Origin of the sequence: Klebsiella sp. X1-16S-Nf21, from assembly GCF_002837615.1 — a bacterium.
Taxonomy (GTDB): domain Bacteria; phylum Pseudomonadota; class Gammaproteobacteria; order Enterobacterales; family Enterobacteriaceae; genus Klebsiella; species Klebsiella variicola.
The window spans coordinates 110,672-123,791 of sequence record NZ_PJDK01000002.1; the positions used below are offsets into that span (position 1 = coordinate 110,672).

A 13,120-nucleotide genomic window follows, 5' to 3' on the forward strand; every position below is an offset into this window, starting at 1 on the left:
TCTCCTGGCGCCACGCGATGTCAGGACGCTAACGACAGTTCAGACTTTCCCGCATGCTGCGCCAGCCATTCGCTGATGCGCGCTTGCTGCTCGCCATTCAGCCACATGCCCTGTTTGGTACGACGCCAGATGGCGTCATCCAGGCTGCGCACCCATTCGTGCTCAACCAGATACTTCAGCTCGGCTTCATAAAACTCATGGCCGAAATCTTCCCCCAGATCGCTCAGGGCGCTGGCTTCCTTCAGGATCCACTCGCTATTGCTCCCGTAGGTGCGGGCATAATGGCGGGCCAGTGATTCGCTGATGAACGGGAAGCGACGGCGTAGTTTTGCTGCATAGTCGTCGCGGTCGCCGCCGATATCGCCGCCGGGGAGCACCGCGGTTTTGGTCCATGCCGGGCCGATTCCTTTGTAATAGGGAGTCAGTTTTTCCAGCGCATGCTCGGCCAGCTTGCGATAGGTGGTCAGCTTCCCGCCGAAGACGGAGAGCAGCGGCGCCTGGCCGTTCTCATCGTGAATATCCAGCGTGTAGTCGCGGGTGATCGCCTGCGGCGAATCCGACTCGTCATCACACAGCGGACGGACGCCGGAGTAGGTCCAGACGATATCGTCCCGGCTGAGAGTCTTTTTAAAGTGCGCGTTATAGACGTTCAGCAGGTAATTAATCTCTTTATCATCAATGGCTACCGCTTTCGGATCGCCCTTATACTCGACGTCCGTCGTGCCGATGATGGAGAACTCATCCATCCACGGGATAACAAACACAATACGTTTATCTTCGTTTTGCAGAATATAGGCCTGCTTCTGAGTATGCACTCGCGGCACCACGATGTGGCTGCCCTTGATCAGGCGGATACCGTAAGGCGAGCGCAGATGCATCCCTTCGTCGAAGAACTGTTTGACCCATGGACCGGTGGCATTGACCAGACCGCGCGCCTTCCAGGTAAACTTCTCGCCGCTATCGATATCTTCCGCTTCCACCACCCACAGGCCATTCTCTCGTTTTGCCGAGATGGCGCGAGTGCGGGTCCGCACTTCGCCGCCTTTGCGGACAACCATCTGCGCGTTGGCCAGCACCAGGCGGGCATCGTCGACCCAGCAGTCGGAATATTCGAAACCGCGCACAATTTCCGGCTTAAGTACCGATTCTGCGCCAAAACGCAAGCCGGTGGAGCCCGGCAGGCTGGTGCGTTTGCCCAGATGATCGTACATAAACAAGCCGATACGGATCATCCATGCCGGACGCAGATGCGGACGATGCGGGAGACGAAAGCGCATCGGGAAGGCGATATGCGGAGCCATTTTTAACAGCACTTCACGCTCGGCCAGCGCTTCGCTGACCAGGCGGAACTCATAGTGTTCGAGGTAGCGTAGCCCGCCGTGGATAAGTTTGGAACTGGCGCTGGAGGTAGCGCAGGCGAGATCGCGCGCTTCCAGCATCAGTACGGATAAACCCCGCCCGGCGGCATCTGCCGCGATACCGGCACCGTTGATGCCTCCGCCTATCACAATCAGATCTTTGGTTTCCACGTTCTTACCCTCTCACACTTTCGTTTAAGCTCACAAATGCTCGATATCGCTCACTATAGCAAACAAACGCGCTTTTGGTAACATCAAAAAAACATTTTGGAGTGATGGGTGTAACATATTGGCGTTTCTTTACCGCCTGACGGTACACTACAGGGTAAAATTGGGCCGGCCATCGCCCGTCATGACGAGAAAGAGAAGAGAATCATGGAACAGTTTGAATGTATCAACGTTGAAGAAGCGCACCAGAAGCTGCATCAGCAGACGGCGGTGCTGGTGGATATCCGCGATCCGCAAAGCTATGCGATGGGCCATACGCCGGGCGCGTTTCATCTGACCAACGATACGCTGGGCGCGTTTATGCGTGACCACGACTTTGACACGGCGGTGATGGTGATGTGCTATCACGGCAACAGCAGCAAGGGCGCCGCGCAGTATCTGCTACAGCAGGGGTTTGATAAGGTCTACAGCGTTGATGGCGGGTTCGACGCCTGGCATCGCCATTTCCCGGCGGAAGTGGCGCACGGGACGTTTTAACGGCTGGCAGGTATACTATCCCCCTTTGTGTGGAATAAGCGATTCGCTGCATGTTAATGATTACCTCTTTTGCCAATCCACGGGTGGCCCAGGCGTTTGTCGATTATATGGCGACGCAGGGGATTATCCTGACCATTCAGCAGCACGCCCAGAGCGACGTCTGGCTGGCTGATGAGAGTCAGGCCGGGCGTGTCAGGGCTGAGCTGGCCCGCTTCCTTGAGAACCCGGCGGACCCGCGTTATCTGGCGGCGAGCTGGCAGTCCGGACAGACCAATAGCGGGTTGCGCTATCAGCGCTTTCCTTTCTTTGCCACGCTGCGGCATAACGCCGGCCCGTTCACCTGGGCGATTCTGCTCATCTGCATCGCGGTGTTTATCCTGCAAAATCTGTTGGGCGATCAGCCGGTGATGATTTGGCTGGCCTGGCCCTACGATCCTTCGCTGCAGTTCGAAGCCTGGCGCTATTTCAGCCATGCTTTCATGCATTTCTCGCTGATGCATATTCTCTTCAACCTGCTATGGTGGTGGTATCTCGGCGGCGCGGTGGAAAAACGCATCGGCAGCGGCAAACTGGTGGTGATCACCGTTATCAGCGCCCTGTTGAGCGGCTTCGTGCAGCATCAGTTTAGCGGCCCGTGGTTTGGCGGCTTATCGGGCGTGGTCTATGCGCTGATGGGCTACGTCTGGCTGCGGGGCGAGCGCGATCCGCAGAGCGGTATTTATCTGCAGCGCGGGTTGATACTCTTTTCTTTAGTGTGGTTAATTGCTGGCTGGTTTGACGTTTTTGGCATGGCGATCGCTAACGGCGCGCATGTGGCTGGTCTGGCGACCGGCCTGGCGATGGCGTTTGTTGATACCTTGCATGGGCGAAAACGCGCATAAAGACTTACCGACAGGGGTCGGGTAGGCGACATTTTTCCAGGGATATTTCATGAAACAAACACAACGTCATGACGCGATTATCGAGCTGGTAAAAAAACAGGGTTACGTCAGCACGGAAGAGCTGGTTGAGCAGTTCGCGGTCAGCCCGCAGACCATCCGCCGCGACCTGAATGATTTAGCCGAACAGAAAATGATCCTCCGTCATCACGGCGGCGCGGCGCTGCCCTCCAGCTCGGTGAACACCTCCTGGCACGATCGCAAAGCGACCCAGACGGCGGAAAAAGAGCGTATCGCCCGGCGGGTAGCCAGCGAGATCCCCGACGGGGCGACGCTGTTTATTGATATCGGCACCACGCCGGAAGCGGTGGCGCACGCCCTGCTCGATCACCACGATTTGCGCATTGTCACCAATAACCTGAACGTGGCCAACACGCTGATGGTGAAAGAGGACTTCCGCATTATTCTCGCCGGTGGTGAACTGCGTAGTCGCGACGGCGGGATCATTGGGGAAGCGACCCTGGATTTTATCTCGCAGTTCCGTCTCGACTTCGGCATTCTTGGCATCAGCGGCGTCGACAGCGATGGCTCGCTGCTGGAGTTTGATTATCATGAAGTGCGCACCAAGCGCGCGATCATTGAGAATTCACGCCACGTGATGCTGGTGGTGGATCATACCAAGTTTGGCCGCAATGCGATGGTCAATATGGGTAGTATCAGTATGGTCGATGCGGTCTATACCGACGTGCTGCCGCCGGCGGGCGTGCTGAAGGTCATCACCGATAACAACCTCCAGCTGGAGCTGTGCTAAACGGCAACGGCGTCGTCAGACGCCGTATCCCATCATCTTGAGTAACTGCTGAGCATGCTGCACCGCGTCTTGCCGGTGGGCGACGCCCAGTTTCTGATACAGGTTGCGAATGTGTGTCTTGATGGTGGTAGCCGCCACGTCAAGCTCGCCGGCAATCTGCTCGTTGCTGTAACCGGAATAGATTAAGCCAAGCACCTGCCATTCGCGCTGGGTCAGCGGGCTGGTGCGGATAAGCTCCGGCACCTCCGGGTGATTCAGCAGCCGCTCGACGAACCCTTCGTCAAAGTGGGCGAATTTGTGGCGATGATGCTGGTTGATGTCGCGCAGAATACGCTGGGCGCGGTGTTGCTCCAGCTCCGGCAGAGTGTTCAGCTGGATCAGCTGGCGCAGCTGCTGAGCCATCGCCTCGCCTTCAATCACAAAGTGGTTGATAAAGCCGGTGCGGTTGGCGAGCGTCAGGGCTTCGAGCAAGGCTTTCTGCGCTTCGCTCTTGCGTCCTGCCTGCCAGTACAGTTGGTTGAGCAGCAGCAGGTTGCGGTTGAGATCGCTCATCAAACGCAGCGAACGCGCATTTTCGTTCAGCTCTTCCAGCACCATTTCCGCCGGTTCGAAATCGCCCAGCAGGATCTGCGCCCGGGCAATGTTGCGCCACTGGCTCTGCAGGAAGTGGTTGTTGGCGAATTCCGGCTTCGGCGTCTGTCGCAGCCAGTTGGCCGCCGCGGTTTTATCGCCGGTCATCTGCCAGTAGATCACCCGCACCTTATCGGCGTTGGAGACCCAGTCGCTGTGATAGTGACCGTTACCGAGCAGGTTTTCCAGCCGGTTCAGGTGGCTACGGGCATTATCGAGATCGCCGCGCGCCAGCGAGCACTGGACCATCAGCGCCAGACACTGCAGCTGCTGCTGCGGCTGATAAGTTGAGAGAACGTCCATTCCCTGGCGGGCGCAGGCTTCAGCTTCGTCGAGGCGCGCCCATGCCCACAGCAGCTGAGAACGGATGCGCAGCAGGAACTCATGCATCGGCAACTGCTCAAGGTGCTGTTCACGCACCAGCTGGAAGGCTTTCTCCTGGCTCTCCCAGGCAGCCTGCAGGAAGCCCTGGGCAAAGAGAATTTCACTTTGCTGAATAATGCTCCACAGCGCGTAATGCCACACGTCGTGACGGCGGGCCATCTGTTCGGTCTGCTGCATCACGGCGAGGGATTTGGTCAGTTTCCCCTTGCAATGGAGGACTTCGCCATGCACCGAGGTGGCGACGATGCGGCTGTAATAGTTGGCCAGCGGCAACTCTTCCAGGGCCACCATCGACAGACGTTCCGCTTCGTCCTGGTCGCCGTCGTTAATCGCTACCTGTGCGCGCAGCGCGTTGAAATCGCCATGCATCGCGGTGTCCATTTCCACACTCATCTCCTGCTCGGCGCGCGCCAGCAGGGTGTTGACTTCGCTGTAACGATGCTGGCTCTGCATCAGCCAGGCCTGCAGCAGGATCAGGCGCGGATTTTCCAGCAGATTTGACCAGGGCAGCGCCGACAGCGACTGCTCCAGCAGCCCTAGTTCGCTATGGTTAAACATGCCCCAGGCGTGGTTGAGTAAGATATCGCGCAGCATTTTGGCATCGCCAGCGGCCAGCGCATGATGAATGGCCTCGCTGGGGAACCCTTGCGCCATCCAGCTTTCCGCCGCAGCGCGGTGGATCTCCGGCAGTTCAACCGCCAGCTCCCACTGACAACGCTGGCGCAGGAAGCTGCCAAACAGCGGGTGATAGCGGAACCATTCACCGGAATCATCCATCCGCTGCAGGAATAGCCCCTGGCGTTCGATCTCCTCCAGCTGCATCTGGCCATTCTCTTCACCGGTGACGCGCACGATTAACGCGTCGTTCATCGAGCGTAGCAGAGAACTCTTCAGCAAAAAGTTACGCGTGCGGGCGTCGACGTTATCCAGTACTTCATCCACCAGATAATCCGACAGATGGCTGGCGTTAATCCCGGCGAGGCGGCGGGCGGAGTGTTGGGCGGAAGAGTTATTCTGGCGGGCGGAGAGGGCGATGAGCTGCAGCGCGGTGGCCCACCCGGCGACATCGTCGCACAGCCGGCTGCTGTCGTCGGCTTCGATTGGCGACGTCAGACGGCAGTCGAAAAATTGTTTCGCTTCCTGGTGGGTAAAGGCCAGCTGCTGGCTGCCAATCTCCAGAAGCTGATCGCGGACGCGCAGGTTGGCAATGCCCAACTGCGGCAGGTTACGCGACAGCACCACCAGGGTCATATTCTCCGGCTGATGGCGCAGGAAAAAGCGCATCGCGTCATGGATCACCGGATTATTGATCAGGTGATAATCATCAATGACGAGGTACAGCGGGCGCTGCCAGTCGGCGAGTTCAATAAACAGCTGCGCAAAAAGAGAGGAGAGGCTGGCGTACTGGCGCTTTTGCACCATCGCTTCACTGGCCGCGCAGTGGTTGCCGGTAGCCTGCTGGATCGCCGCGATCAGATAGCTGGCAAAACGCTCCTGCTGATTGTCGCCTTCGTCCAGCGAAAACCACCCGAGATCGTTTTTACCCGCGGCCCACTGAGAAATGAGCGTTGTTTTACCGTACCCGGCAGGGCTGGTGATCAGCACGAGACGATAATTGTTCGCGCCGGAAAGTTTCGCCAGTAAACGCTCACGAACCACAGTGTGTTCAAGGCGGACCGGACGACTTAATTTGGACGGAATCAACATAGTTCTACATTTCGCTGTGCAAGAGAGAGGTTGCGATTTTTTTTGCGCTTCGTAATTAATATCTAATAAGGTCGGTGATTATGAAATTTATTGCAAGTTATGTCCGAACTTTATGCTCTTGAATTTGCTCTATGTCACAAATTTTGACATTGGTTGAGAATGGGGAAAAATCGCAGGCAGAACTCGCCGCCAGCGGTTTTCAGGCGGCGGCTGGCGGAGCGGGGAGAGATTTATTTTATGTGAAGAGTAGTTGTTTGTTTTTATTAAATTATTGTCAGAGATTTCTTAGAAGTAATCTTTTTTGCGGATCAATGTGATGAAATGTGCTTATTTCTCCAGAGCTCTCTATTTATTTTTTTAATAACCTGGCGAGAGGCGGAAAGATTTTTAGCGCGTATTGGCCTGTAACAAATTTTTTCCCTGCGGACGTAACCTCTCGATTGTCATATCGCGGTGATTTTTACAGCATATTTTTGCCTTCTCACCCACACTATAGTGTCCAGGATCACACTTTTCGCTCATCCCCGCCACTCCTCCCTGTCTAATCCCCGTCGGGATGAGGACGATGAATCGGGAGGTCGGCACACTAGCGCCATCGTTTTAGTAAAGGACCCGGATCTCATTATGTCACAGACTTCATTTAACAAAGCTCAGTTTCAGGCTGCACTGACGCGTCAGTGGCAGCATTTTGGTTTACAGTCCGCTTCCGAGATGACACAGCGTCAATGGTGGCGCGCGGTCAGCGGAGCGCTGGCGGAACTTCTGGCGGCGCAGCCGGTAGCGAAACCGGCGCAAGGACAGCGTCACGTTAACTACATCTCGATGGAGTTTCTGATTGGTCGCCTGACCGGCAACAACCTGCTCAACCTGGGCTGGTACGAGGGCGTCAGCGACGCACTGAAAGGCTACGACGTCAACCTCACCGATCTGCTGGAAGAAGAGACAGACCCGGCGCTGGGTAACGGCGGCCTGGGACGTCTGGCAGCCTGCTTCCTCGACTCCATGGCGACGGTGGGGCAGTCGGCGACCGGTTACGGCCTCAACTATCAGTATGGTCTGTTCCGCCAGTCCTTTGACGATGGCCAGCAGATGGAAGCCCCGGACGACTGGGGGCGTAACAGCTACCCGTGGTTCCGCCATAACGAGGCGCTGGATGTCCAGGTCGGCATCGGCGGGAAAGTCAGCAAAAACGGCGAATGGCAGCCGGCGTTCGTCATTACCGGCGAAGCCTGGGACCTGCCGGTGCTTGGCTATCGCAACAACGTCGCCCAGCCGCTGCGTCTGTGGCAGGCCAAACACGCTCATCCGTTCAACCTGACCAAATTCAACGATGGCGATTTCCTGCGCGCCGAGCAGCAGGGCATCGACGCGGAAAAACTGACCAAGGTGCTGTACCCGAACGACAACCATCAGGCCGGTAAAAAACTGCGCCTGATGCAGCAGTACTTCCAGTGCGCCTGCTCAGTGGCCGATATCCTGCGTCGTCATCATCTGGCAGGCCGCAAGCTGGCCGAGCTGGCGGATTACGAAGTGATCCAGCTGAACGATACGCACCCGACCATCGCCATTCCGGAGCTGCTGCGCGTGCTGATCGACGAGCACCAGCTGAGCTGGGACGACGCCTGGGCGATCACCAGTAAAACCTTTGCTTACACCAACCACACCCTGATGCCGGAAGCGCTGGAGTGCTGGGATGAGAAGCTGGTGAAAGCGCTGCTGCCGCGCCATATGCAGATCATTAAAGAAATCAACGACCGCTTTAAACAGCTGGTGGACAAAACCTGGCCGGGCGATAAGCAGGTCTGGGCGAAGCTGGCGGTGGTGCATGACAAGCAGGTTCGGATGGCCAACATGTGCGTGGTGGGCGGCTTTGCTGTCAACGGCGTGGCGGCGTTGCACTCGGACCTGGTGGTAAAAGATTTGTTCCCGGAATATAACCAGCTGTGGCCGAACAAATTCCATAACGTGACCAACGGCATCACGCCGCGCCGCTGGATCAAGCAGTGCAACCCGGCGCTGGCCTCGCTGCTGGATGAGACGCTGAAAAAAGAGTGGGCCAATGACCTCGACCAGCTGATCAATCTGGAAAAATACGCTGACGATGCGGCATTCCGTCAGACCTATCGCGATATCAAGCAGGCCAACAAAGTTCATCTGGCCGAGTTTGTGAAGCAGCGTACCGGGATTGAGATCAACCCGCAGGCGATTTTCGATATTCAGATCAAACGCCTGCACGAGTACAAGCGTCAGCACCTTAACCTGCTGCATATTCTTGCGCTGTACAAAGAGATCCGCGAAAACCCGCAGGCGGACCGCGTGCCGCGCGTCTTCCTGTTCGGCGCGAAAGCGGCGCCGGGCTACTATCTGGCGAAAAACATTATTTTTGCCATCAATAAGGTAGCGGAAGCGATCAACAATGACCCGAAAGTCGGCGATAAGCTGAAGGTGGTCTTCCTGCCGGACTATTGTGTATCGGCAGCGGAAAAACTGATCCCGGCGGCGGATATCTCCGAGCAGATCTCCACCGCGGGTAAAGAAGCCTCTGGCACCGGCAACATGAAGCTGGCGCTGAACGGCGCGCTGACCGTCGGGACGCTGGATGGCGCTAACGTGGAAATCGCTGAGCAGGTGGGCGAGGAAAACATCTTTATCTTCGGCCACACGGTTGAAGAGGTGAAAGCCCTGAAAGCGAAAGGCTACGATCCGCTGAAATGGCGTAAAAAAGACAAGCTGCTCGATGCGGTGCTTAAGGAGCTGGAGAACGGCACCTATAGCAACGGCGACAAGCATGCCTTCGATCAGATGCTGCACAGCCTGCTGCAGGGCGGCGATCCGTACCTGGTGCTGGCCGATTTCGAAGCCTACGTAGCGGCGCAAAAACGGGTAGATGAGCTGTATCGCGACCAGGAGGCCTGGACCCGCGCGGCTATCCTCAACACCGCGCGCTGCGGCATGTTCAGCTCCGACCGCTCGATCCGCGATTATCAGCAACGTATCTGGCAGGCGAAACGCTAAAGGAAGGCCTATGGAGAGTAAACGCCTCGATAATGCCGCGCTGGCGGCGGGCATCAGCCCCAGCTATATCAATGCGCACGGTAAGCCGCAGTCTATCGCGGCTGTCACCAAACAGCGCCTGCTGGATGCGATGCATCGCTCTACCGCCGCCACGAAAGTGGCGGTTAACCCGCTGCCGAACGTGAAAATTTTCACCCACGGCAAAAAAATGTCGCTGCCGGTGGCAGGACGCGGTGAGTATCAGTGGATCCTGACCACTGAGGACGGTAAGCAGTATCAAGGGAAAACCCGCGGCGGCGAGACGCTGCCGCTGCCGGCTAAACTGCCGGAGGGGTACCACTCCCTGACGCTCACCCAGGAGGGAGAGCGTTGGCACTGCCGGACCATTGTCGCGCCGGCGCGCTGCTATGAACCGCAGCCGCTGAAAGAGGGGAAAAAGCTGTGGGGCACCTGCGTGCAGCTTTATACCCTGCGCTCGGAGAAAAACTGGGGGATCGGCGATTTTGGCGATCTGCGGGCCATGTTGCCGGAAATCGCCCGCCGCGGCGGGTCGTTTATTGGCCTTAACCCGATACATGCTCTCTATCCGGCGAACCCGGAGAGCGCCAGTCCGTATAGCCCGTCTTCACGTCGCTGGCTGAACGTCATCTACATCGACGTTAATGCGGTTGAAGATTTCCAGCGTAGCGAAGAGGCGCAGGCGTGGTGGCAGTCCGCAGCGACCCAGCAGGCCTTGCAGGCGGCGCGGCAAACGGATGATGTCGACTATACCGCGGTCACCACGCTGAAAATGACCGCGCTGCGTATGGCGTGGAAACGATTCTCTCGTCGTGAAGATGAGCAGATGACGGCGTTCCGCGAGTTTGTTCTGCGCGAAGGGGAAAGCCTCTACTGGCAGGCCGCTTTCGATGCGCTGCACGCCTGGCAGGTACAACAGGACCCGCTGCGCTGGGGCTGGCCGGCCTGGCCGAAGGCCTTTCAGGATATCGACAGCCCGGAGGTGAAAGCCTTCTGCATTGAGCATGAGGACGACGTCAGTTTCTATCTCTGGCTGCAGTGGCTGGCCTGGAGCCAGTTCGCCGCCTGCTGGGAAACCAGCCAGCGCGACGGGATGCCGATTGGCCTCTACCGCGATCTGGCGGTGGGCGTCGCCGAAGGCGGGTCGGAGACCTGGTGCGACCGTGAGCTGTACTGCCTGAAAGCGTCCGTGGGCGCGCCGCCGGATATTCTGGGCCCGCTGGGCCAGAACTGGGGCCTGCCGCCGATGGATCCGCATATTATTGCCGCTCGCGCCTATGAGCCGTTTATTGATCTGCTGCGCGCCAATATGCAGAACTGCGGCGCGCTGCGCATCGATCACGTGATGTCGGTGCTGCGTTTGTGGTGGATCCCCTATGGTGAAACCGCCGACCATGGCGCTTACGTTCAGTATCCCGTCGACGATCTGCTGTCGCTTCTGGCGCTGGAAAGCCAGCGTCATCGCTGCATGGTGATCGGCGAAGACCTGGGCACGGTACCGGTGGAGATTGTCAGCAAGTTACGCAACAGCGGCGTCTATTCTTATAAGGTGCTCTATTTTGAGAGTGATGCAGAGAAAACGTTCCGCGCGCCGGCGCTGTACCCGGAGCAATCAATGGCTGTGGCGACGACGCACGACCTGCCCACCCTCCGCGGCTACTGGGAAAGCGGCGATCTGACGCTAGGTAAAGCGCTGGGGCTCTATCCTGATGAGGTGGTGCTGCGCGGGCTGTACCAGGACCGCGAGCTGGCGAAGCAAGGGCTGCTGGATGCGTTGCATAAGTACGGCTGTCTGCCCAAACGTGCCGGGCATAAGGCCTCTCTGATGAGCATGACCGGGATCCTCAACCGGGGGATGCAGCGTTACATTGCCGACAGTAACAGTGCGCTACTGGGCCTGCAGCCGGAAGACTGGCTGGAGATGGCGTCGCCGGTTAACATTCCGGGCACCAGCACTGAGTACCCGAACTGGCGCCGGAAGCTGTCCGTCACCCTGGAGCAGATGTTTGCCGATGAACAGGTCAATAAGCTGATTAAGGATCTGGATAAACGGCGCAAGGCGGCGAGCAAGAAAGCCGCCGCCAGATGACTTCCCGCCGCGTCGTTTGCTGCGCGGCGATGAGCATGTCCGATAAAAAAGGCCGGTCCGCATTATGCGGACCGGCCTTTTTCTGTGCGGGAGTCTCCTTACACCACCATCCCCAGCAGCAGACAGCCTACCAGGCCGCATACTGAGATAATGGTTTCCAGCACCGACCAGGACCTGATGGTCTCGCCGATGGTCAGGTTAAAGTACTCTTTGAACAGCCAGAAACCCGGATCGTTGACGTGAGAGAAGATAACGCTGCCGGAGCCAACGGCGATAACCATCAGTTCCGGGCTGACGCCGGTGGTGGCGATCAGCGGCGCTGCAATCCCGCCTGCGGTGATGGCGGCAACGGTCGCCGAACCCAGCGCGATACGCAGCACTGCGGCGATTGACCACGCCATAAACAGCGGAGACATGTTCGATTCGTGCATGATAGAGGCGATGTATTTATCCATGCCGCTATCCACCAGCACCTGTTTGAAGGCGCCGCCGCCGCCGATGATCAACAGCATCATCGCGATGATTTTAATAGAAGAAGTCAGGGTATCGTTGATCTGCTCCATGGAGCGGCCGCGGTTCAAACCGAAGGTGAACAGGGCGATCAGTACCGCAATCAGGGTGGCCATCACCGGGTCGCCGAAGAACTCAGCAATCGGCAGGAAGGCGTGGCCCTTCGGCAGGATCATCTCGGCCACGGCGCGCATCGCCATCAGGATCACCGGTACCAGCGAGGTCCAGACGCTGACGCCAAAGCCAGGCATCTCTTCTTCAGTGAATACTTTCGGGTTATGCAGGCCTTCCGGGATCGGCTTATCAATGCCTTTCAGGAAGCGCGCAAACACCGGCCCTGCCAGGATAACCGTCGGGATAGCCAGAATGGTGCCGTAGAGCAGCGTTTTGCCCATATCGGCATGGAAGATGGTGGCAATCGCGGTCGGACCCGGATGCGGCGGCAGGAAGCCGTGGGTGACAGAGAGCGCGGCGGCCATCGGGACACCGACGTACAGCAGCGGGATGCGGGCCGAGGCGGCGATGGTAAACACCAGCGGCAGCATCAGCACGAAGCCCACTTCATAGAACAGCGCGAAGCCGACGGTGAAGCCGGTCAGCACAACCGCCCACTGAATATGCTTCTTACCGAACTTATTGATAAGGGTGGTGGCGATACGCTGGGCGCCGCCGCAGTCTGCCAGCAGTTTACCGAGCATAGCCCCGAAGCCCATGATCAGCGCGAGGCTGCCGAGGGTGCCGCCAACGCCGTTCTTGATGGAGACGATCACTTTATCCAGCGGCATACCCTGCATTAATCCGACGGCGAGCGCCACCAGAACCAGCGCAATGAAGCCGTTCATTTTGAAACGGATCATTAACAGCAATAACAGGGCAACCCCGATAGCAACGATGATTAATGGCATGATTTACCTGGCCTTAATTTGTTATGGGTAACGTCAAAGATTCAACCTGTAAGACATCTGCCCCATGTGGGAGCAAAATAGTCTGGCACCGTAAATACTTGCATTATCCT

Annotated in this window: 8 protein-coding genes; 5 read left to right on the plus strand and 3 right to left on the minus strand. The window is 57.7% G+C overall.

Annotated features, from left to right (window positions below):
* Nucleotides 1-20: 20 nt before the first annotated feature.
* Nucleotides 21-1,529 (minus strand): glycerol-3-phosphate dehydrogenase, encoded by a 1,509-nt coding sequence (gene glpD / locus CW267_RS01910; protein ID WP_004202136.1) that lies wholly within the window; start codon nt 1,527-1,529, stop codon nt 21-23.
* 204 nt (nt 1,530-1,733) lie between these two features.
* Between glpD and glpE the strand changes: the two genes are divergently transcribed.
* Genes glpE through CW267_RS01925 form a run of 3 tightly spaced genes read left to right on the plus strand, consistent with a single transcriptional unit; the run spans nt 1,734 to nt 3,752 of the window.
* On the plus strand, nt 1,734-2,063 hold the full coding sequence (gene glpE / locus CW267_RS01915; RefSeq protein WP_004202138.1) for a thiosulfate sulfurtransferase GlpE: 330 nt from the start codon (nt 1,734-1,736) through the stop codon (nt 2,061-2,063).
* Nucleotides 2,064-2,113: 50 nt separating this feature from the next.
* Nucleotides 2,114-2,944: a rhomboid family intramembrane serine protease GlpG gene (gene glpG / locus CW267_RS01920; RefSeq protein ID WP_008806994.1), complete on the plus strand. Its 831-nt coding sequence runs from the start codon at nt 2,114-2,116 to the stop codon at nt 2,942-2,944.
* A 49-nt stretch (nt 2,945-2,993) separates the two neighbouring features.
* Nucleotides 2,994-3,752, plus strand: a complete 759-nt coding sequence (locus CW267_RS01925; RefSeq protein WP_008806995.1) for a DeoR/GlpR family transcriptional regulator — start codon at nt 2,994-2,996, stop codon at nt 3,750-3,752.
* A 15-nt stretch (nt 3,753-3,767) separates the two neighbouring features.
* On the opposite strand, the gene malT is transcribed toward CW267_RS01925, so the two are convergent.
* A complete protein-coding gene (malT, locus tag CW267_RS01930) occupies nt 3,768-6,473 on the minus strand; it encodes an HTH-type transcriptional regulator MalT (protein WP_008806996.1) in 2,706 nt (901 codons plus the stop codon).
* Nucleotides 6,474-7,097: 624 nt separating this feature from the next.
* Between malT and malP the strand changes: the two genes are divergently transcribed.
* Nucleotides 7,098-9,488 (plus strand): maltodextrin phosphorylase, encoded by a 2,391-nt coding sequence (malP, locus tag CW267_RS01940; protein WP_012540401.1) that lies wholly within the window; start codon nt 7,098-7,100, stop codon nt 9,486-9,488.
* A gap of 10 nt (nt 9,489-9,498) precedes the next feature.
* Nucleotides 9,499-11,595, plus strand: coding sequence for a 4-alpha-glucanotransferase (malQ, locus tag CW267_RS01945; protein WP_008806998.1), 2,097 nt, complete (start codon nt 9,499-9,501; stop codon nt 11,593-11,595).
* Nucleotides 11,596-11,693: 98 nt separating this feature from the next.
* Here the strand turns inward: malQ and gntT are convergent, their stop codons facing one another.
* The gene (gene gntT / locus CW267_RS01950; protein WP_008806999.1) at nt 11,694-13,010 is read right to left on the minus strand and encodes a gluconate transporter; all 1,317 of its coding nucleotides are present in this window, start codon (nt 13,008-13,010) and stop codon (nt 11,694-11,696) included.
* Nucleotides 13,011-13,120: the final 110 nt, after the last annotated feature.

Excerpts from the sequence above, each read along its gene's own strand:
- glpE (WP_004202138.1), top strand. The coding sequence starts at position 1,734 with ATGGAACAGTTTGAATGTATCAACGTTGAAGAAGCGCACCAGAAGCTG.
- glpG (WP_008806994.1), top strand. The coding sequence starts at position 2,114 with ATGTTAATGATTACCTCTTTTGCCAATCCACGGGTGGCCCAGGCGTTT.
- CW267_RS01925 (WP_008806995.1), top strand. The coding sequence starts at position 2,994 with ATGAAACAAACACAACGTCATGACGCGATTATCGAGCTGGTAAAAAAA.
- malT (WP_008806996.1), bottom strand. The coding sequence starts at position 6,473 with ATGTTGATTCCGTCCAAATTAAGTCGTCCGGTCCGCCTTGAACACACT.
- malP (WP_012540401.1), top strand. The coding sequence starts at position 7,098 with ATGTCACAGACTTCATTTAACAAAGCTCAGTTTCAGGCTGCACTGACG.
- malQ (WP_008806998.1), top strand. The coding sequence starts at position 9,499 with ATGGAGAGTAAACGCCTCGATAATGCCGCGCTGGCGGCGGGCATCAGC.
- gntT (WP_008806999.1), bottom strand. The coding sequence starts at position 13,010 with ATGCCATTAATCATCGTTGCTATCGGGGTTGCCCTGTTATTGCTGTTA.